The sequence below is a fragment of the Roseibium sediminicola genome (genome assembly GCF_023156505.1).
GTDB classification, from domain to species: Bacteria; Pseudomonadota; Alphaproteobacteria; order Rhizobiales; family Stappiaceae; genus Roseibium; species Roseibium sediminicola.
Genome location: NZ_JALNMJ010000014.1, coordinates 95431 through 115650 on the forward strand (window position 1 = coordinate 95431; position 20220 = coordinate 115650).

Here is a 20220-nt window from a genome sequence, read left to right on the forward strand (position 1 = left end):
AAATCTCCGTTTTTGGACGCCCCACATGTGGGGATCGACGGATCCTGGTCAAGCGTTTCCTTGAAAAACAAACACGCGCCGAGGGGCGCGTGTTGGTTTTTGAACAATGGTTCCGGTCAGGGCGTCAGCGCGCGTCCTCAAGGACCTTGCCGTCGCCTTCCGCCTTTTCAGGCTCTGGCTCAGCTTCCCCGCTGTCCTCGACGATGTCTTCCGAAGCCAGATCGAGGGAGGCTTCGTCATCGGCGTTTTCGTCTTCCGGTCCCAGGGCCAGGGAAGCGGCGAAATCGCTGTCAGATACCAGATCGGCTGCACCGGTGTCGGAAGCTGCCTCGGCGGTTTCCGCCGGAGCCTCCTCGGCTGGATTGGTAGGTTCCTGCGCCGTCACCTCGGTGTCGTCACCGGCCTCCGCCACAGCAGGAGCCGTGCCTTCAAGTGCATCCTGAAGGTCGGCGATCCGCTCCCGGGTCCAGAGCTGCGGCTGGTCGAGCCCAAGTGCCTCGTCATAGGCGCGGGCAACATTCAACGGCAGATGAAAATCGAAATCGTCCCGGCTCGCGAAACGAGCCGACAACGCGTCCTTGACGGCAAGGTAGGTGTCCTTCAGGCCGAGTCTCTGCTCGACGCAGGCGGCCGCCGCATCCCGCAAGGTGGTGACATAGTCCCGGGTGGTCTCGATGGCGGTGGCAACCGCCTGGGTGCCGTTGGCAACCCGTCCCCTCCCCGGCACAAGCGCTGTCGGCCGGAAGGCGGTGATGCGATCGAGCGCGCGCGGCCAATCGGCCAGGTGAGCGTCGCCGCAATAGGGGATCGCGGATTTCTGCACCAGGTCGCCAGCGAAGATCACACCGCTCGAGGGAACCCATACCACCAGGTCCCCCATCGTGTGACCGCGGCCGAGATGCATCAGCCGGACTTCCAGGCCGCCGAGATCGATCGTCATGGAAGACGCGATCGTCATGGTCGGCATGGCGACAGTGCTGCCGGACGGCAGGTCTGAAAAAAGACGCGGATCGCGCTCACGGGAGACAAGAATGTCCTCGGCGCCGCGCGTTTCCACCATCCGCCGGGTCAGATCGGACGCGATCACTTCGCCCGGCTCGAAAGCCGAGGCGCCAAGCGTGTTGTCGGCATGAAAATGGGTCAGGACGACGGACTTGACCGGCTTGTCGGTCAGGGCGCGCACCCTGGACAGAACTTTCTCCGCCAGTGCGGGCGTCGCCTGACCATCAATGATCAACACACCGCGCTCGCCGATCACGACACCCGTGTTCGAGCAGCCATCCGCGCTGAACGCGTAACAGCCCTGTCCGATTTCCTCGAACTGTTCGTTTGCGCCCGGATCCCTGTCGGACCCGTTTGTCATCATGCTCATCGCGGTCTCGCCTTCCTGCCAGCTGACTGACTGCCTGCACCTTGTTGCACGGCAAACGCCACGCCTTTTTCTGTTGACTGTAGCGTCTCAGCTTCCAAGCCTGATTCGCAATTTTCCACCGGTGAAATCCTTAACTATTCCTTTTTTATCAACAGATAGCTTCTGTCTTTCGCCCTTCCTCGACTGCTAAAGGTGAAGCTCTCCGCCATTCTTGCTTTCCGGCTTGCTGATTTTTCGTAGCAGGCCGGGTTGTCATTGCCGCGATTATCAAGTGGATATACTTGCTAGTGTCAGAAAATGGCCGGAACGCGGCAGCGTTCTTCTGCCAGTTCGATCAGGCTTAACAAAGCTCCAAGGTGCAACACACAAATGTCCGAACATGGCGGCTCGAAAGCAGAGCGGAACGGCAAGGTCTCCGGGGAAAACACCGTCTTGAGACTGCGCCACTTCCTGCCCTACCGTCTCAATCACCTAGCCGAAACGGTCAGCAAATCCTTTTCCAAGATCTACGCCGACAGTTATGGCATCGGCATTCCGGAGTGGCGGGTGCTGGCGACGCTTGGCGAGCACGAGGCGATGACCGCGCGCGATATCTGCGAGGCGACCTCGATGCACAAGACAAAGGTCAGCCGTGCGGTCGCCGCCCTCGAGAAACGGAACTTCCTGCAGCGTGTCACCAATCCGGAGGACCAACGCGAACAGACGCTTCGGCTGAGCGCTGACGGCATCGCGGTTTACGAGGACATCGTCCCGCGGGCACTTGCCTATTCGAAGGAGCTGGAGGACGCGCTGACCGCGGACCAGAAGGCCCTCCTCGATGATCTGTTCGCACGCCTGCACCGGGCGGCCAGCACCCACGAAAACAGCTGAAATTTCCCTAGAGCGCGACGCCCCCGCCATTAACCTAACGTGAGAGCTTTCGTTGCTATTGATAGGGGCTAGGGCGATACTGGATGCAACGGCTTTTGCCGGCACGGCGTGGGGATGCGCCGTTGGGGACAGGACATGGGATTTCGCGGGACCGCCAGATCAGGGATTTTGGCGCGCGCTGTGATAACCGGCGCGGCGCTGTTCCTTTGCGCTCAGGTGGCAGAAGCCGCCAGTTGTAGCAGCCTCACATCCGAATTGCGCCGCCTGGAATCGGGTGCCAGCTCCCAGTCGCCTGCCGCCCAGAAATGGAGCACAGCGAAACGTCAGCAGCAAAAGGCGCTCAGCGCGGCGGAACGCGACGCGAGTTACTTCGGCTGCGCCTCTTCGTCGACCAGCCAGTGCACCGGCTTGAACAGCAAAATCAAGAAGATGCGGGCCAACCTTAAAGCGATTGAACGCCAACTGGCCAAGTCCAGTGGCGGCGGCTCCGGCAAGCGGCTGCGCCAGGTGCGCGCTGCGATCAAGAAACAGAACTGCAATGCGCCCGCAACGACGCGACAGGCCGAACGCCAAAATGCTCCTGAGGGTGACAGGCCGCGGTCATTGCTCTCGCGCCTGTTCAATCCGCAACCGCGTGCGGAACCGGTCTCGGCAACGGCCGGCGACCGCGAAATCACGACTGTCCGGAGGCAGCAACGCAGCGGAACGGGGCAGCGCAGCCTGCCGTCCGGCGGCAAGTTCCGCACCCTGTGTGTCAGAACCTGTGACGGCTATTTCTTTCCGGTGAGCTATTCGATCGGCAAACGCCAGTTCGCCTATGACGAAGCCCGTTGTTCGGAAATCTGCCCGGCTGCGCAAACAGAACTCTATGTCTACCGCAATCCTGGCGGCGATCCGTCCGACATGATGTCACTTGCAGGCGAACTCTATTCTGAGCAGCCCTTTGCCAACCGGTACAAATCGGAGTTTGTCGAAGGCTGCAGCTGCCGCCTTGCGCGGCAATCGAAACGGCAGTCGTCCTGGACAGAGCTCACCACCGTTTCGGGCAACCGGGTGTTCATTTCAGATATCAGCGCCGGCCTGCCGAGACGAACCCTGCAGCCGAGCCGCGGCAGCACCTTTGATGATGAAGGCCGGACGGCCTCTCCGCTCACCCGGACACCGCTCACCCGCGCGCAGCTGCCGCGCTACGAGGACCCCGACACGCTGCTCAATCTGGAGAAGGGCTTCGACGTCACTGCCAATGTCAGCCTCGCGGCCGCGCGCATCGGCAAGGGTGCGGACGACATAGCGTCCGGCTACGACCTGCGCGACGGGCTTCCAGTACTCTCAATCCATTCCAGACCGGAAACGAAAGATGCGGACGTCGCCGCCTTCGCGCCGGTGTTTCAGAACGGCGACGACGGGTTCCGCGAAGTACCGGACGGCAAGGCGCCGGTCAGGGTAGTCGGTCCAGAATATTTTGTCGCCCAATAAGCGGCAGCAGGGCCTTCATGTCCGGACCGTGATCCATGCCGGTCAGAACACGGCGCAGCGGCATGAACAGGCCCCGCCCCTTGCGGCCGGTTTCCGCCTTCAGCGCCGAGGTCCAGGCGCCCCAGCTGTCTTCCGTGATCTCACCTTCCGGCAGGAAATTGCGCGCGATTGACACGAACTCCCGGTCCTCATCGTTGATCCGGCCGTCCACCGGACCGGTGACGACCTGCCAATAGTCGCGGGCATCGGCGACCGTCTCGCAATTGCCGCGCACGGTCTCCCAGAATGCTTCGCTCGGTTGGATCCCGATCCCGGCCAGCCGGTCGGCGACGGCTTCAAAGGGCATCTCGTGCACCAGGCGGGCATTGAGCGTCTTGAGCTCGTCCGGATCGAATTTGGCGGCCGAGCGCGAGACGCTGGTGAGGTCAAATTTTTCCACCAGGGCTGCCATCGACGCCAGCGGCTCGACTGCCTGGCTGGTTCCGGTCAGAACCGCGAGCGAGGCCACCGCCATCGGCTCGAGACCTGCTTCCCGAAGAGACCCGATCGACAGGGCGCCCTTGCGCTTGGAGAGTCCCTCCCCGTCCCGCGTCGTCAGCAGATTGTGGTGGCCGAAGACCGGTGGGTTTGCGTCCATCGCCTGAAAGATAGCAATCTGCACACCGGTGTTGGAAATATGATCCTCACCGCGGATGATGTGGCTGATGCCCATCTCGATGTCGTCGACAATAGACGTGAACGTGTAGAGATAGGAGCCGTCCGCCCGGATCAGCACCGGGTCTGACATGGAGGCGAGATCAACCGCCTGGTCGCCACGGCAGAGATCCGTCCAGGCAACATCCGTGCGTTTGGTTGCAAACGGGTCGCCGTCATGGTTCGGCAGCAGGAAGCGCCAATGGGGCTTGCGGCCCTCGGCCTCAAACGCGGCCCGCTCTTCGTCCGTCTGCTTCAGGCCGGCCCGGTCATAGACCGGCGGGCGGCCGAGTGCGCGCTGGCGCGAGCGGCGGCGTTCCAGTTCTTCCGGCGTCTCGTAGCACGGATAGAGCAGCCCCGCGTCCTTCAGCTTCTGTGCCGCGACATCGTAGCTGGCCAGACGGTCCGACTGGCGCTCGATCCGGTCAGGGTCGATGCCAAGCCAGCGCAGGTCCTTTTCGATGGAAACGGCGTATTCCTGCTTCGAGCGCACCGTGTCGGTATCGTCGAAGCGGAGAATGAAGGTGCCCCCCATCTTCTTGGCAAACAGCCAATTGTAGAGCGCGGGACGGCTGTTGCCGATGTGGATGTGGCCGGTCGGTGACGGCGCGAAGCGAACTGTAACGGTCATGGCGGTTGAGTTAGCCCGTGAGAGATTGGTCAGCAACCGAAAATCGGTCGCTTCGGTCAAGATAATGAAGCGGAGTGGTACGCCCGTGACGTGAGCGCCAGCACCAGGCAGAAACCGAGGCAGTAAAGACCCATTGCGATGACCTGCAGGTCAAAGGCAATTCCCAGGTCAATCAGCCAGCCAATCAGGCCTGGCCCGGCCGCCGAAGCGAACACCATCAGCGAAAAGGCGACGGCGCGAACTGCGCCCATGTGCCGGGTGCCATAGACCTCGGGCCAGAGGGCACCAACAAGCGTGCCGTTGAAACCGTTGGAAATGCCGACAAGAGACATGAAGATGAAGGCGGACAGCGGCGCATGAAACCCGGCGAGAACCAAACAGGCCACGGTCAGGGGCACCAAGGTGAAGGGCAGGAGCTGGCGCGCGGAGAACCGGTCAATCAGCGGGCCGATGATCAGCGAGGCGCAGACGACGCCGGAGGCCATGAACAGGAAGGAACTGGCAAAGAGTTCCAGGGTCCAGCCGCGCAGCTCGACAAGATAGACCTGGTGAAAGAAGATCGCCGTACCGATGAAGGCCGGCGCGTTGACGCCAAGCGAGGCCAGCCAGAATCGCGGATCGCGCAACACCTCGGCCCGGGTCCATTGCCGGCCCTCGGGCTTCGCCGAAGCCACTTCTGCGGCGTTCGGAACCCGGTCCCTTGCCAGCAGCGTCAGCAGCACCGGCATGGCGACCATCACGAGCACAAGCGCCGACACGGTCCAGGCGCCGCGCCAGCCGAAGGTGTTGTTCAACAGGACAAAGCAGATCGGAAACAGCGCCTCGGCAGTGGGAAAGCCCAGCATCGCAATGGAGACTGCGCGTCCACGCCGCGCGGAAAACCAGCGCCCCGCAGCGGTCACCGACGTGTGGGTCATCATACCCTGTCCGCACAGGCGCAGCCCGTAAAAGGCAAACGCCACCATCCAGACCGAGAACGCCCCAGCCATGGCAAGGCAGAACAGCGCCAACCCACTCATCACGACAGCGGCGATCCAGCGGACCGGAAAATGATCCAGGCTCTTGCCGACATAAGGCAGCGTCAATGCGCTGCCGAGCGTCGCCAACATATAAAGCAGGCCCAGCTCGCCGTGGCTGAGGCCGAATTCGGCGCGGATGTCACCGCCCGAGAGCGAGATGAAGAAGGTCTGGCCGAAGCCGGAAAAGACCGCCAGCAGATAGCTGGCGGACAGCCATCTGGCATTTTCGCGCAGGAAGGAAAAATAGGACATCAGGGCAATGCTTTCTCAGACGCGGCAACGAATATGCCACACAAATTGACCTCCTCCTGAGGAGCTGCGCAGCAGCGTCTCGAAGGATCGGCCGCTTGCTCGGGAACGAGTGTCCGATCCTTCGAGACGGGCCTGACGGCCCTCCTCAGGATGAGGCTGAGAGAATGTGTAGCGTCCCTCAGGACCGGTCGCGGAACCGGTTGGTAATCGGGTAACGGCGGTCCTTGCCGAAATTGCGTTCTGTAATCTTGACGCCCGGAGGTGCCTGACGGCGCTTGTATTCTGCGATGTAGAGAAGATGCTCGATCCGGTGGATCAAAGCCCGGTCATGACCGCGCTGTTCGATGTCGCCCACCGACATTTCATCCTCGACCAGGCATTCCAGGATATCGTCGAGCACGTCATAGGGCGGCAGGGAATCCTGGTCGGTCTGGTTCTCGCGCAGCTCCGCTGTCGGCACCTTGGTGATGATGTTGGCCGGGATCACCTCGCCGCCCGGCCCCATGAGGCCGTCCGGCCGGTTTTCATTGCGCCAGGCGGCCAGATGAAAGACCTGGGTCTTGTAGAGATCCTTGATCGGATTGTAACCGCCGTTCATGTCGCCATAGAGCGTGGCATAGCCGACCGACATTTCCGACTTGTTGCCGGTGGTCATGACCATCCGGCCGAATTTGTTGGAAACCGCCATCAGGATCACGCCGCGGGCGCGGGACTGCAGGTTCTCCTCCGTCGTGTCCTCTTTGGTGCCGGCAAAGAGATCGCTCAGGGCGCTCGCAAAGCCTTCCACCGGTTCGGCGATCGGCACGGTATCGTAGCGGATGCCGAGCGCCCTGGCGCAGTCGGCGGCGTCCTTGATGCTTTCCTCGGACGTATAGCGGTAGGGCAGCATGATAGCATGGACCTTGTCGGCGCCGAGCGCGTCGACGGCCATCGCGGCGCAAATGGCCGAGTCGATCCCGCCCGACAGACCGAGTACGACGCCCGGGAATCCATTCTTGTTGACATAGTCGCCGAGCCCCATGACGCAGGCCCGCCAGTTGGCTTCGTCCAGATCCGGCAGTTTGGCGACCGTGCCGTTCTCGCAGATCCAGGTGTCGCCGTCCCTGCGCCAGTCGCTGATCCCAAGGGCGGTTTCAAACTGCGGCAGCTGAAACGCGAGCGAACGGTCGGCATGGAGCGCGAAGGAGCCGCCATCGAAGACCAGTTCGTCCTGCCCGCCCAGCTGATTGCAATAAATCAGCGGCAAACCTGTCTGGACCACTCGGGAGACCACCACCTGCAGACGTTCCTCCGCCCGGTTCTCCCAGTAGGGCGAGCCGTTGGGGACAAGCAGCAGCTCAGCGCCGGTTTCCTCGAGGCACTCGCAGACTTCGTCGTTCCAGATGTCCTCGCAGATCGGCAGGCCGATGCGCACGCCGCGGAAATCGACAGGCCCCGGCAGCGGGCCCGCTGCGAAGACGCGTTTTTCGTCGAAGACGCTGTAATTCGGCAGGTCGTATTTGGTGCGCACCGCCCGGATTTCGCCCTGATCCAGCAGCAGCGCGGCGTTATAGACCCTGCCGTCCTCGCCGCGCCAGGGCGCGCCGACGATCAGTCCCGGTCCGCCATCGGCGGTCTCCTTTGCCAGCGATTCGGCAGCTTCCATGCAGCGCCTGACAAAAGCAGGTTTCAGCACCAGGTCTTCCGGCAGATAGCCGGCAAGCACCAGCTCGGAGGTTAGCACAAGGTCTGCCCCTTCAGCCGCAGCTTGCGCGCGGGCCTTGCGGACAAGATCGGCATTGCCGGCGACATCGCCAACAGTGGGGTTGAGCTGCGCGACAGCCAGTCGGAAACGGTCTGCGATCATCGGAGAGGTACCAGGAAGTGACATGGCTTTCCGGTGTAGCGGGAAGCCATCCGCCTTGCAATCATCCTGTCAGCAGGTTGCGGCTTCGAAATCCGGTCTGGTCCGGTTTCCCGGTCATCGCAGTTCAACTGGTTCAGACCGTCGATGGTTCAGGCATATGCTACCGACGACGCATTGCCGCACGGCTTTCCTTTTTTGCTCCCCCTCGATGCCGGCTCTCCGTTCACAGGTGGGCGTGAACAACCGAGATAGCATGGTGGAGGACATGCTTGGCAAAGTCGATCGACTCAGGAGTCGCCCTGATCGGAGCTCTCGCGTCTTTCTGGTCCACGTCAGGAATCTGCAAAACCCGCCCTTCCACGACGGTGCCCCAGACACCGATATCCTTGATTGTCATCGGGTCGACCATGATCGGATTCTCGGTAAGAATGGTGAAATTGGCGAGCTTGCCTGGCTCGATGCTTCCGCGCTCGTCTTCAAGCCGATGCGACCAGGCAGCGTTGATGGTCACCCCGCGCAACGCCTGCTCGGCGGTTACACGCTGGTTCTCTCCAGCGACCCGGCCGGAACTCGTCACCCGGTTCACGGCGCACCACATCAGGAACAGTGGATCGCCCGGCGCCATCGGCATGTCGGAATGCAGCGACCAGGAAATATTCGCTCGTTCCACATCCGCCAGCCGAACCATCTGATCGGCGCGCTCCGGTCCGAGGCCGGTTTCGCTGTAGCGATCCGAAAGCGCCGTTACATAATAGGGGTTCGCGCTGACGATCGCCCCCAGCTTGCGGATAAGCTCGACTTGGTCCTGAGCGCTGACGGCGAAATGTACTATCACCGTACGGTGATCATAGCGTGGATTGCGGCGCAGATTCTCTTCCAACACGTTCAGCACCCGGTCGAGCCCTGCGTCGCCATTGACGTGCACATGTACCTGATAACCCGCATCCCAGTAAATGCGGAAGGCGCGCTCGAAAGCGTCGAGATCCATCATCCATTCACCGTGATAATCGCCAATGGGCGGCTGGCGCAACTGGATCGCGAGCGAGTAGATCGCGCCATCTGCAAAGAGTTTCACGGTTTCCTTCTTCATGCTGGTCATACCGGAATACCAGTCCTCCAGCGCCAAAGTGGCCGGAATCACTTGATCATCGTCCTTGCTGGCGGCAACAAGGCTCTTGCCGTCGGCAATGAAACTCCAGCGGAAGGGCATGGAGGACGGCGACATAACCTCGTTCACTGCGTCCTGCACGGGCTTGGAGAGGATGCCACCGGGCTCGTTGCCATAGGTCACGCCATTTGCATGCATGTAGTCGCGCATCAACTCCAACCCGGCGCGGAACCTCTCCGGATCGGCGACAATCGGAGCGATTTGCGGCAGGACGGCAAACAATCCCTGTTCCCAGAAATGGCCGTCCCGGTAGCTCGACTGAGCGTTGGCAGAGGGGGACCAGTTCGCCATGAGCCCCTCGGTCACGCCGGCCTTCTCCATCGCCGCCGTGTTCAGGATGAATTCATGGCAGGAGCGGGCCCAGACGAAGATCGGGCGCGTGGTGCTGATCGTGTCGAGATCGTCGCGGGTAAGCGGTCCGTAGAAGGCCGCATGATACCCCCAGGTGAGCAGAGGTTCTTCTGGATCGTCAAGCGCGGCCTCCGCAGCAGCGAGGCGAGTCATGAAATCGTCCTTGTCCTTCACGGCGGGAACGGTTCCGCCCGGCAGGTCCCAGTCCTCTATCGCGAGGATTTCTGACGACATGGTCAGCCCGGCAAGGACCGGGTGGTCGTGCTGCGCGATGAAGCCGGGAACAATTACATGGTCTTCGAACCTGCGATCGACATCGTGGGGCTGGTCTCCCAGCATGGCCTTGACCTCTTCAAGCGTGCCGGTGGCGAGAATGCGGCTGTTCACGACGGCCACAGCCTGTGCCGTGGGGCGGTCAGGATGGAGCGTGACGATATCGCGGGCGGTGAAAATGGTCGCCTTTTCGAGATCCAGCATTGCGCCGCCGAGATCTGTCAACGAGCGTGCCTCGGCCCAAACCATTCCTGGAAGCGCCATCGTGGTGGAACTGGCAAGCGCAGCCTTGAGGAGGTTTCGTCTCTGAATGCCCGGCATGGTTTCTCCTCTTCATCAGCATTTGGGACCGGTTTCGTCGGGAAGCAGAAAGCTGGATGAGCCTTGGTCCATCCATTGCTGGTCGTCCCTGAATTACCAGGAGTGCAATACATAGTCCCTCTCAAGGGATCAGGACCTGCTGCAACGGTGTCGTCCGCTTCGAGCACCAGATATTCTACGGCTGGTCAGGTCTTACCGTTTAGGGTCTTGTCCCAGTTCTCGCGGAAGTACTCCCATTCATCAACCTTGGTGCCATCCTGAAGGATGCAATATCCGCGCTGCCCGTCAGCCTCGATTTCGATCACGGATTTCCCGCCACTTTCGACGCAAAAAACAGATGCCGGATTGGCAATAGCGGCCTCACCTGCGGCGAGCGCCGGCGACGCGGCAAGAATGATCGCCGGAAGGCCTGGAATAATACCTGGTCTCATGCGGATACCTCTGGTGGCTGCAGCAGGGATCTTCCATCTGGCACTGCGGCTGTCTGCGGCTCGAACAAGCCATTGTTCAAATGCGAAGATACCCGCGAAGGTTGATCGCGGCAATGCCACCCTGGAAAGTTGGAAGATGGAGTAGCGAGGATGGTGCGCTGCCAACCTCGCGTCGCACGGTGGACGATACCCGGTCGCCGTGTGCGCTATGGGAATTGCAGGTTCAGAGCAGCGCGAGACCGACCTGGTCCTGTTCCGGCTCGGGCGTTGCCAGGTCGGACAGATCAGTGACTTCGAGCTTTCGCAGCGGCTTTTGCTGGCCCGGACCGAGAATGCCTCTGCACCGGCCGTGGAGATCCTGCCGCTCGAGGATTTCGCCAATGTGACGATAGAGTATCGCGGGCGCGATCGGCTTGGCGACAAACCCGTGAATGCCGATTTCAATGGCTTCGAGAATGGTCGCCCGCTTGGCATGGGCCGTGACCACAAGCACAGGAGTCGTGCTGGCGACTAGATCGCGGTCGCTGCGCAGGATGCGCAGGAATTCATTGCCGCCGAAGGGACTCATGACCCAGTCGCACAAGACAATATCGGGCTTGCGGTCGACCACCAGCTCAAGGGCTTCGGCGCCGTCGCTCGCTTCAAAAATCGCGCGAATGCCGAAGCCGGACAGGACGGAACGCAGGATGCCGCGCATATGCGGATTGTCTTCCGCAATCAGACAGGAAATCTTTGACAGATCCCACTTGTCGCGCACAGCACTCTCCCCTTTTCCGTGTAGTCCCCACACCTTCAGATATGCCCCCTTGAGCGTTAAGCGAGGCTTACCCGTTTGCGGTTGAGAGGCAGAAAATTCACGGAAAGATCAAAAAAGGGCGGCCTGAGCCGCCCTTCAAGTTACGCCACGTCAGAAAAACTGCCAATCAGGCGCTGGCAGCGATTGGCTCGACCCGGCGGCCGTCACGTTCCTTCTTGAGGTTTTCCGCGATCAGGAACGCCAGTTCCAGAGCCTGGTCCGCATTGAGCCGCGGATCGCAATGGGTGTGATAGCGGTCGCCCAGCTGTTCGGCGGTCAGTGCATGCGCGCCGCCGGTGCACTCGGTTACGTTGCGTCCGGTCATTTCCACATGAACGCCGCCGGCATGGGTGCCTTCGGCCCGGTGCACCGCGAAGAAGGCCTCGACCTCTTTCAGGATGCGATCGAACGGACGGGTCTTGTAGCCGCCGGCGGTGATCGTGTTGCCATGCATCGGATCGCAGGACCAGACCACGGATTTGCCTTCACGCTCGACCGCGCGCACCAGCTGCGGCAGGTGGTCGAACACCTTGTCGGCGCCGAAGCGGGCGATCAGGGTCAGGCGGCCCGGCTCGTTTTCCGGGTTCAGAATGTCGATCAGCTCCAGCAGACCGTCCGGCGACAGCGACGGGCCGCATTTCAGGCCGATCGGGTTCTTGATGCCGCGGAAGAATTCGACATGAGCATGGTCCGGCTGACGAGTGCGGTCGCCGATCCAGATCATGTGGCCGGAGGTGGCGTACCAGTCGCCGGACGTGCTGTCGACGCGGGTCAGCGCCTCTTCATATCCGAGCAGCAGCGCCTCGTGGCTGGTGAAGAAATCGGTCGAGCGCAGCTGCGGCACGCTGGTGGAGTTGATACCGCAGGCTCGCATGAAGTTCAGCGCCTCGGTGATCCGGTCGGCCAGTTCCTTGTAACGGTGTCCCTGCGGGCTGTCGGTGATGAAACCGAGCATCCACTGATGCACCTGGTCGAGATTGGCGAAACCACCTTGCGCGAAAGCACGCAGAAGGTTCAGGGTCGCGGCGGACTGGCGGTAGGCCATCGCCATGCGGCCCGGGTCCGGAATGCGGCTCTCGGGGTTGAAGTTGATGTCGTTGATGATGTCACCGCGGTAGCTCGGCAGCTCGACATCGCCCTTCTTTTCGATGTTGGACGAACGCGGCTTGGCGAACTGACCTGCGATACGGCCGACCTTGACCACCGGCTGGCTCGCCGCATAGGTCAGAACGACCGACATCTGCAGGAAGACGCGGAAGAAATCGCGAATGTGATCCGGATGGTGCTCTGCGAAGCTCTCGGCGCAGTCACCGCCCTGGAGCAGGAAACCCTTGCCGTTTGCGACATCGGCAAGCTGCGCTTTCAGCGCGCGCGCTTCACCTGCAAAAACAAGCGGCGGATAAGTCGACAGGCGCTGTTCAACATCCGCCACAGCCTCTTGATCCTGGTATTCCGGCACCTGCAGGATCGGTTTCGATCTCCAGCTGTCCGGGCTCCATTTCTCCGCCATACTTCCTACTCCTGATCGGGATCGGGCATTCCCAACTGTTCGTTTATGCCAAGGCCCGCGACTTTTTCCTGCTCAGATTGCGCCAGTTTTGATGCAAACGTGCGGCGTTATACACGCCCCTCGCGGCAATTGCCACTTAAGAACGGTCTTTGCAACACAGGAATTCCTGATCTTTTTTCATGCTGTGCGGCGACATTTTACAGGCTTCTGCCGGTTTCGTCTCGGTTCGCGGCGCCAGCCCCCCAACAGGGCCTGGCACCGCACCTTGTCAAGCAAACAAAAAGTCGTTTGCGCTCAGGTCACTCAGGTTCGGCCAGATCCCGGTGTCGAGCCTGATCATGTCCTCGCCGAAATGCACTTCGACGTCCTGCCACCAGCCGTCGGCGACAATGCTCAGCTGATCGAACCCGGTGATATGCGCCAGAGAGAGGTCGATCTTGTCCCGTCCGACTTCGAAATCCTCGATAAAGTCGCAAACGCCGTCGGCGACAAAGACAAATATGTCGGTGCCCTCGCCACCCGTCAGCGTGTCGCTGCCGGTTCCGTCGACCAGAAGGTCGTCACCGTCGCCCCCTTCAAGCACGTCGTTGCCCGCCCCGCCCAGCAACCGGTCATTGCCGCCGCGGCCCTTGAGGTGATCATTGCCGTCGAAGCCTTCAAGCGCATCGTCGCCGCCTCGGCCACCAAGCAGATCCGCCTGAGCGTTGCCGAGAATGTAGCCGCCCTTGCCATAGTGGTCAGTCGGGTCGAGCGGAAGCCGGATGTCCTCCACAAAAACGTGGGTCCGGGCGAGATCGGACAATCCGGAGACGATCACCAGGCTGTCCCGGGTCATCTCGCCATAGAAAGTCGACCCGGCAATGGCGTCGAGCGCCGTGTCGTAGTTGGCCGAAAAATGCGTCGTCCAGGCCAGGGGATTGATGATGTTGCCACCTTCCCAGAACGCGGGCGTTGCATAAACGTCGTTGAAGAAAACGATGTTGTTGGTCTCGTAGGCATAGTCCGTGTCGTTGCCCAGGAGATGCAGCCCGTCCTCAGAAATGACAGATGGCACCGGGTCGTTCTCGAAATCGAAACTCAGCACCTCGGCACCGTTCGACAGAACCGAACTCCCGTCCTCGGCAACATAGTGCGAGGCAAAGCCGACAAAACTGGCATCGACGAGAAAGCCGTCCGCGATGGTGTGGCTCTGCTCGGCCAGATTGGTGACCGCGCCGCCGCCAAGCGAATGCCCGGTGACGATCAGATCGTCGGCCGTCAGTCCGGCCGACTGCATGAACGTGGCAATCGCCTCCAGCAGCTGCCCGAACGCCTCGACCGCATAATTTGGCTCGCTGGACAGAAACTCCAGATAATCGATCACGTCCCCGATCGTATCGGACACGATGTTGTCGACCGTGCCGCTGGTGCCCCGGATCGCCAGACCGACTTTGACGAGATTGCCGTCCGCGTCGTATTTGGCAAGAACGTCGGCCTGCGCGGTTCTGAACTTGTCCGTTTCTCCCTGATAGGTGCCGTTCCGGTCGATAACGGCGCCGGCAAGGCCGAGCTGCTCCGGCGTCACGACGGACCAACCCTTGGCCTCGATCCGGCTGCGCGCGTTTGCTTCGGCTTGCAGGCCTTCGTCAGGCACGTTTTCCAACCCGTGATAGCTGTAAAGCATGAGATCTCGGGCGTCCTGGACCAGGCCGAGTGCCTCTTCTCCCTTGTAGGTGAATAGCGACATTTCTCCTCCTATAATTGCAATTTTCATGTTCACACTCAAAAGTTATTCCAATAATTACGTTTACGTAAGGGGAAATTTCAAATGCCTCGTGCGCCTGTATTCGGGACAGCGGAGATCGGCTGTTTGAGGCGGATCATTGCGGCGCACCGTAATCCACGGGAAAGTGCTGGAAAATGGAAGGATGCCGCCATGCCATCTCCGCGCCTGGAGCACAGCCACCGGCCCAGGGACATCGCCGACCGGCTCGCCGCCGGGCCGGATGCCAGCTATTTGAGGGACTGGGTCTATGGCGGCATTGACGGTGCCGTGACCACTTTCGCGATTGTCGCCGGTGCGGTCGGAGCCAGCCTCTCTGCCAACGTGATCCTGATCCTGGGTGTCGCCAATCTGCTCGCCGACGGTTTTTCCATGGCGGCCGCCAATTACAGCGGCTCGAAATCGGAAAACGAGGACTATCTGCGCCTGCGCGCCATCGAAGAAAAGCATATTGCGCTGGAACCGGAGGGCGAACGGGAGGAAATCCGGCAGATCTTCCTGCAAAAGGGCTTTGACGGCGCCAATCTGGAAACGCTGGTGGAACTGGTCACCTCCAACAAGGCCACCTGGATCGAGACCATGATGCAGGGTGAATACGGCCTTTCCGACATCTCGCGCGCCCCGCTCAAGGCCGCACTTTACACCTTCGCCGCCTTTGTCCTGTTCGGCTCCATTCCGCTTCTGCCGTTCGTCTTGCAGCTGCCTGCCAGAGCCGAAACCGCAACCAGCCTCACAATGCTGGCCTTTTTCCTGATCGGTTCGCTCCGGGCCCGCTGGTCACAGCGGCACTGGATCTCCTGCGGGCTGGAGACGACAGCCATTGGCACGGTCGCGGCGGGGATCGCGTTTGTTGTGGGCTACGGGTTGCAGGTGCTGCTGGGGTGAGCGTTGCCTCTTTCGTTACCCTACATCAAGTCGAAACATCAGCCGGGTCGCACATGTATTGCTTATTTCTGGACAAGTTCCAGTCTTTGAAGCCAGATTGACCGACGACCAATCGTTCATGCCTGGGCCACTCACATGCAAACTGCTCAAGAATTTTTCGGAACGCCTGAAAACATTGCAGCCATGGGCAGAAGCACCGCGCTTTGGTCTCTCCTGAGGGGCGATCCGCGATTTGCCTATTACGGCCGGCTTGTGGCATTGAGCCAGCCCGTGGAGAACACGTCGGACGTTTTGATCTCCCTGGCCCGGCTGCAGGGGGCAAGTCCATGTTACTTCTTCCCGAAATCCGGCGTGGACACGCTCTTTGCCGAGCTTGAGCGCAAAGGACTTTCAGCGGATCGGCACGAGCATTTTCAGGGTGGAGAAAGTGCTTACATGGCAGCACGGGCAACGCTGGCGGAGCATCACCTGCCACCCGACCTGACCGTCAGAATTCTGGACGGCAACACACCGGACAGCGTCCTTGCCGAAGTCATCCAGCTGATGGAATCCTGCGGCGTCATGCCGGTTCCCGCCAGCTTTCTACGAGGCTCGCAGGGCAATGGCATCTGTCTTGTCGCTTGTGACCCACATGGCGCACCGGTCGCGGTCGCGACGTCGATTTTCATGCATCCTGCGGAGAGCGACCACGCCAACACCGTCTTCTGGGGAATGCTGGCAACCCGCCCCGACCGCCGCGGCGAGAAGGTTGCGCTCGTGCTCGGCGCAAAGGTTATTGTTCACATGTGGGAGGAAAAAGGCGCTCGCGCTTTCATGACGGGCGTGCGGCAAGACAATGCCTCCTCCACGGCCTTGTGCAATCGCCTGGGAGTGATCGATACCGAATTCGCCTACGCGGTCTGCGTCGATCCGCAGACACTGGGTCGAGATTCAGTCACAAAATAGCGCCCCTGGACCGAGGACCGTCCACTGAGCATCAGTCTTTGACTTTCCGGTAGTCGATACCGTGGGCTCTCAACTTGTCGTCGATCAGTTCCGCCAGGTCCGGATCCAGTGTGATCTTGCGCGGGTAATGCGGGCGGGCGCGGTCCTGGAGCACGGGCACGTGCCAGCCGTCGGTGGTGTCCAGGAAATGATCGATGCCCGCTTCGCCCCAGGTGCGGAAAAACCCGGCGAGGACGCAATCGAGATAGCTTTGCAGGATCGGGTGCTGGTCGCAGCCCCAGCGCAGATGCTCGGGAGCGGCCTGGAACAGGAACAGATCCTCAGGTCCCGGCTGCTGCAGGGCTTCGCAGCGGAAAGAAACTCCAACCGCTTCCACCTTGACATAACGCTGTTCGCGGCGCTCCAGGTCAGCCAGCTGCGTGCGCGGCTCGCGGGCCATCACCCCCCAGATCTCGGCGCCGTCTTCCTGGCGGACTGTCAACGCGCAGCGACCCTGGCCATCTTCGCCCTGGCCGCAGACCCGCCATTCCCTCAGCCAGCCGGAGAGTTTTCCGGGCGTGACTTCGGCATTTGCCGGGATAGTGTCAATGTTGACGAGGGAACCGTATCCAAAATATGTGATCGTCATGTCGTGCTTGTCTAATGTCTTTACCCTGTCGTCAAATCAAAACCGAGAGTTGCCATGATTGTACCATCCCTGTCCCGGCAGGACATCGACCTCCTGCGGCAAGACACGCCCGGTGTTGGGCAGGTGATCCATTTCAACAATGCCGGCACCGGTCTGGCAGCCGCCCCGGTTCTTGAGGCCGTGAAGCAGCATCTGGATCTGGAAGCCCGGATCGGCGGCTATGAGGCGGAAGCCGCCGCACGGCCTGCGCTGGACACATTCTACACAGCACTTGCCGCCCTGATCGGCAGCCAGCCGCAGGAAATCGCCTATGTCGAAAACGCCACCCGCGCCTGGGACATGGCCTTTTACGGCATCGACTTTCGACAAGGCGACCGGATCGTTACGGGGCGCGCGGAATATGTCTCCAACTATGTCGCCTTCCTGCAGATGAAGAAGCGCAAGGGCATCGAGATCGACGTGGTCGAGGACGATGCCTCCGGCCAGATCGACCTGAAGGCCCTGAAAGCGGCGATCACGCCGAAAACCCGCCTTGTTGCCCTCACCCATATTCCGACTTTCTCCGGCCTGATCAATCCGGCCGAAGAGGTCGGGGAGATCGCCCGGGAAGCCGGCGTGCTCTACCTGCTCGACGCCTGCCAGTCGGCCGGCCAGATCCCTCTGAATGTCAACGAGATCGGCTGCCACATGCTGTCGGGCACAGGCCGCAAATATCTGCGCGGGCCGCGCGGCACCGGGTTTCTCTATGTCAGCGACACAGTGCTGGATCAAATCGAACCGCCCTTCATCGACCTCCAGTCGGCCAACTGGCTCGACGATAACAGCTATGAACTCGTGCCCCACGCGCGCCGCTTCGAGACCTGGGAACGGTATGTTGCCGGCCAGATCGGTCTCGGCGTCGCGGTCACCTATGCGATCGGCTTCGGCATGGAGCGTCTCGGCAACCGGACCTGTGCACTCGGAGCCCAACTGCGCTCCGAACTCTCTGGCCTCGGCGCGGTCACGTTGCACGATAAAGGCAAGCGCAAGGGCGGCATCGTGACCTTCACCCTTGATGGCGAGACACCAGCTCGCACGAAGACGCGCCTTGCGGCCAACGGCATCAATGTTTCGGTCAGCACGGCCAGTTCCGCACGGATCGACCTGCCCCATCGCGGCCTGGACGCTGTCGTGCGTGCCTCGCTGCATGCCTTCAACTGCGAAGACGAAATTGAACGCTTTGTTAAGGCTCTCGGCAATTTCAACTAGGAGACCACTCCGGCAGCCTTGTCGCGCACCCCATGTTAAAACTGTCCCGCTAGGATCAGATTCCATCAACATGGGGTGGTGGGTAGTTGGCAGGTCAAAAAGACAAGACGGGTGGTACCGAGAGCGCAGGGCTGGCACAGCCGCATGCGGGCCGCAGCATCAGGGTCTGGATTTACGGGCTTGCCGCTCTGCTCATCTGCCTGTCCACGGCATCGCTGGCCTTCGTTGCCAACCTAGCCTGGCGCGAGGCTGACCGGCGGGCGCTCGAAAGCGAGCAGATAAGGCTCGACAACACCCTGCAGACCTTGTTTCGGGAAATCGCGCGCGACCAGATCGCGCTGGCGCAATGGGACGAGACCTTCAACGCGCTTCAGGTGCCGCTCGACAAGACCTTCATTGAAGAGGAACTGGTCAATGACCTATGGGGGGACTTCGGCCTGAACCGGACGTTCCTGGTTGCTCCGGACGGACATCTTGTCGCCCAGGCCATCGAGGACAAGACGCGGTTCGAAAGTATTTCTTTGCCGGAAGACAATCTGGTCCGGCAACTTGCGGAGGACGCAAGGCGCGACTTCAGACAGCGGCAAAGCGCTTCCAGCTCCGTCTTCGCGGAATGGCATGTTCCGCAGGCCGCGCTGATGCAGATCGCCAAAACCACCTACGCCGTGATCGACGGATCCCCGGCCCTTTTGAGCGCCATTCCCATCCTGCCGGATGACGGCCATGTCCGCTTCGACAGCGATTATCCGGTTGTCCTGGTCAACGCCGTCTATCTCGACGATCGCTGGTTCGCGGATCTCTATGAACGGCTAGCCTACCGGGAGTTCCGGTTCTTTCCCGGAGAACCGGAGCGCCTGCACCCGACCAATCACCTGATCCACGCGGCGGACGGCTCGATTTTTGGGTATTTCAAATGGGATCACGACAAGCCCGGCCGCGACATCTGGATCATGGCCATGCCGTTGATCCTGATCCTGGCGTCCATCATCGCCGTGGTTGCCTTTGCCGCCGCCAACCGGATCAGCCGACTGTCGGCCTCGCTTGAGGAAAGTGAGCGCAAGAACCGCCACTTCGCGCGGCATGACGCCCTCACCGGCCTGCCGAACCGGCACCATTTTTCCGACTGCCTCGGCTTCGCGCTCGACGGCCTGCCGGAACGCGGCTTCGCGATTTTCGCCTGTGACCTCGACCGGTTCAAACCGGTCAACGACACTTACGGCCACGAAGCCGGTGACCGGGTCATCTGCAGGGTAGCCGACCGGCTGACAAGAACCATCGGCGACAAGGGCGTCGTCAGCCGGATCGGCGGTGATGAATTCATCATTCTGTTCACCCAGCCGGCCGACCGCCAGTTGCTGGCCTCCATGGCCGAGCAGCTGCTTGCCGATATCGCCAGCCCGATCGATATCGGCAACGGCCAAAGCGTCGAAATCGGCGTCAGCATCGGCATTGCCGCGGCGCCGGACTGCGGCACGACCGAAAAAGCGCTGATCCGAATGGCGGATATGGCGCTTTACCGCGTCAAGGAAAACGGGCGAAACGGCTATGAATTTGCCGGGCCTTACAGTCTCGACGCCGCGCAGGCGAGACACAAGATGGAACTTACGTCAACGTAACGGTCATACTTGCCGTTTTCTTTGACCTGAAACCTCGTCAAAATTACTATTAATCTTCGCGCAAGGAATAAAATATCTCGCGTCTCTTTCAATCTCACATTTTTAATATTCCCATCACTTGTTAATG

The 20220-nt window shown here is 61.0% G+C and carries 16 protein-coding genes; 6 read left to right on the forward strand and 10 right to left on the reverse strand.

Features of this window, described 5'->3' with window-relative positions; translation table 11 throughout:
• Positions 1-124: 124 nt before the first annotated feature.
• Complete coding sequence (locus tag M0H32_RS18985; RefSeq protein ID WP_248156733.1) at positions 125-1372, reverse strand: MBL fold metallo-hydrolase; 1248 nt, start codon at positions 1370-1372, stop codon at positions 125-127.
• Between the two features lie 369 nt (positions 1373-1741).
• Here M0H32_RS18985 and M0H32_RS18990 point away from each other — a divergent pair, with 369 nt between their 5' ends.
• Both M0H32_RS18990 and M0H32_RS18995 read left to right on the forward strand, forming a co-directional pair.
• Positions 1742-2242 carry a MarR family winged helix-turn-helix transcriptional regulator gene (locus M0H32_RS18990; protein ID WP_248156734.1) on the forward strand — a complete coding sequence of 167 codons (501 nt, stop codon included), beginning with the start codon at positions 1742-1744 and terminating at the stop codon, positions 2240-2242.
• A gap of 135 nt (positions 2243-2377) precedes the next feature.
• Positions 2378-3718, forward strand: coding sequence for a DUF2865 domain-containing protein (locus M0H32_RS18995; protein WP_248156735.1), 1341 nt, complete (start codon positions 2378-2380; stop codon positions 3716-3718).
• Here the strand turns inward: M0H32_RS18995 and gltX are convergent.
• From gltX to M0H32_RS19035, 8 genes are all read right to left on the reverse strand, one after another.
• A complete protein-coding gene (gene gltX, locus M0H32_RS19000) occupies positions 3681-5042 on the reverse strand; it encodes a glutamate--tRNA ligase (protein WP_248156736.1) in 1362 nt (453 codons plus the stop codon). The genes M0H32_RS18995 and gltX overlap by 38 nt on opposite strands.
• Before the next feature lie 56 nt (positions 5043-5098).
• A complete protein-coding gene (locus M0H32_RS19005; RefSeq protein WP_248156738.1) occupies positions 5099-6313 on the reverse strand; it encodes an MFS transporter in 1215 nt (404 codons plus the stop codon).
• A gap of 178 nt (positions 6314-6491) precedes the next feature.
• Positions 6492-8159 carry an NAD+ synthase gene (locus tag M0H32_RS19010; RefSeq protein ID WP_248156816.1) on the reverse strand — a complete coding sequence of 556 codons (1668 nt, stop codon included), beginning with the start codon at positions 8157-8159 and terminating at the stop codon, positions 6492-6494.
• Positions 8160-8382: 223 nt separating this feature from the next.
• Complete coding sequence (locus tag M0H32_RS19015; RefSeq protein ID WP_248156739.1) at positions 8383-10272, reverse strand: amidohydrolase; 1890 nt, start codon at positions 10270-10272, stop codon at positions 8383-8385.
• A gap of 185 nt (positions 10273-10457) precedes the next feature.
• Positions 10458-10868 (reverse strand): DUF333 domain-containing protein, encoded by a 411-nt coding sequence (locus tag M0H32_RS19020; protein WP_248156740.1) that lies wholly within the window; start codon positions 10866-10868, stop codon positions 10458-10460.
• A 58-nt stretch (positions 10869-10926) separates the two neighbouring features.
• A complete protein-coding gene (locus tag M0H32_RS19025) occupies positions 10927-11460 on the reverse strand; it encodes a response regulator (RefSeq protein WP_248156741.1) in 534 nt (177 codons plus the stop codon).
• A gap of 166 nt (positions 11461-11626) precedes the next feature.
• On the reverse strand, positions 11627-13009 hold the full coding sequence (locus tag M0H32_RS19030; protein ID WP_248156742.1) for a class II 3-deoxy-7-phosphoheptulonate synthase: 1383 nt from the start codon (positions 13007-13009) through the stop codon (positions 11627-11629).
• Between the two features lie 268 nt (positions 13010-13277).
• Positions 13278-14735, reverse strand: a complete 1458-nt coding sequence (locus M0H32_RS19035) for a M10 family metallopeptidase C-terminal domain-containing protein (protein WP_248156743.1) — start codon at positions 14733-14735, stop codon at positions 13278-13280.
• Between the two features lie 189 nt (positions 14736-14924).
• On the opposite strand from M0H32_RS19035, the gene M0H32_RS19040 reads away from it, so the two are divergent.
• Both M0H32_RS19040 and M0H32_RS19045 read left to right on the forward strand, forming a co-directional pair.
• Positions 14925-15656, forward strand: a complete 732-nt coding sequence (locus M0H32_RS19040) for a VIT1/CCC1 transporter family protein (protein ID WP_248156744.1) — start codon at positions 14925-14927, stop codon at positions 15654-15656.
• A gap of 135 nt (positions 15657-15791) precedes the next feature.
• Positions 15792-16601: a GNAT family N-acetyltransferase gene (locus M0H32_RS19045; protein WP_248156746.1), complete on the forward strand. Its 810-nt coding sequence runs from the start codon at positions 15792-15794 to the stop codon at positions 16599-16601.
• 31 nt (positions 16602-16632) lie between these two features.
• Here the strand turns inward: M0H32_RS19045 and M0H32_RS19050 are convergent, their stop codons facing one another.
• On the reverse strand, positions 16633-17229 hold the full coding sequence (locus M0H32_RS19050; protein WP_248156748.1) for a gamma-glutamylcyclotransferase family protein: 597 nt from the start codon (positions 17227-17229) through the stop codon (positions 16633-16635).
• A 54-nt stretch (positions 17230-17283) separates the two neighbouring features.
• On the opposite strand from M0H32_RS19050, the gene M0H32_RS19055 reads away from it, so the two are divergent.
• Positions 17284-18477 (forward strand): aminotransferase class V-fold PLP-dependent enzyme, encoded by a 1194-nt coding sequence (locus tag M0H32_RS19055; protein WP_248156750.1) that lies wholly within the window; start codon positions 17284-17286, stop codon positions 18475-18477.
• An 86-nt stretch (positions 18478-18563) separates the two neighbouring features.
• Positions 18564-20093 (forward strand): diguanylate cyclase domain-containing protein, encoded by a 1530-nt coding sequence (locus M0H32_RS19060; protein ID WP_248156752.1) that lies wholly within the window; start codon positions 18564-18566, stop codon positions 20091-20093.
• Positions 20094-20220: the final 127 nt, after the last annotated feature.

Bases quoted from the DNA above. Each gene is read 5' to 3' on its own strand.
- M0H32_RS18985 (WP_248156733.1), bottom strand. From the start codon at position 1,372: ATGAGCATGATGACAAACGGGTCCGACAGGGATCCGGGCGCAAACGAA.
- M0H32_RS18990 (WP_248156734.1), top strand. From the start codon at position 1,742: ATGTCCGAACATGGCGGCTCGAAAGCAGAGCGGAACGGCAAGGTCTCC.
- M0H32_RS18995 (WP_248156735.1), top strand. From the start codon at position 2,378: ATGGGATTTCGCGGGACCGCCAGATCAGGGATTTTGGCGCGCGCTGTG.
- gltX (WP_248156736.1), bottom strand. From the start codon at position 5,042: ATGACCGTTACAGTTCGCTTCGCGCCGTCACCGACCGGCCACATCCAC.
- M0H32_RS19005 (WP_248156738.1), bottom strand. From the start codon at position 6,313: ATGTCCTATTTTTCCTTCCTGCGCGAAAATGCCAGATGGCTGTCCGCC.
- M0H32_RS19010 (WP_248156816.1), bottom strand. From the start codon at position 8,159: ATGATCGCAGACCGTTTCCGACTGGCTGTCGCGCAGCTCAACCCCACT.
- M0H32_RS19015 (WP_248156739.1), bottom strand. From the start codon at position 10,272: ATGCCGGGCATTCAGAGACGAAACCTCCTCAAGGCTGCGCTTGCCAGT.
- M0H32_RS19030 (WP_248156742.1), bottom strand. From the start codon at position 13,009: ATGGCGGAGAAATGGAGCCCGGACAGCTGGAGATCGAAACCGATCCTG.
- M0H32_RS19035 (WP_248156743.1), bottom strand. From the start codon at position 14,735: ATGTCGCTATTCACCTACAAGGGAGAAGAGGCACTCGGCCTGGTCCAG.
- M0H32_RS19040 (WP_248156744.1), top strand. From the start codon at position 14,925: ATGCCATCTCCGCGCCTGGAGCACAGCCACCGGCCCAGGGACATCGCC.
- M0H32_RS19045 (WP_248156746.1), top strand. From the start codon at position 15,792: ATGCAAACTGCTCAAGAATTTTTCGGAACGCCTGAAAACATTGCAGCC.
- M0H32_RS19050 (WP_248156748.1), bottom strand. From the start codon at position 17,229: ATGACGATCACATATTTTGGATACGGTTCCCTCGTCAACATTGACACT.
- M0H32_RS19055 (WP_248156750.1), top strand. From the start codon at position 17,284: ATGATTGTACCATCCCTGTCCCGGCAGGACATCGACCTCCTGCGGCAA.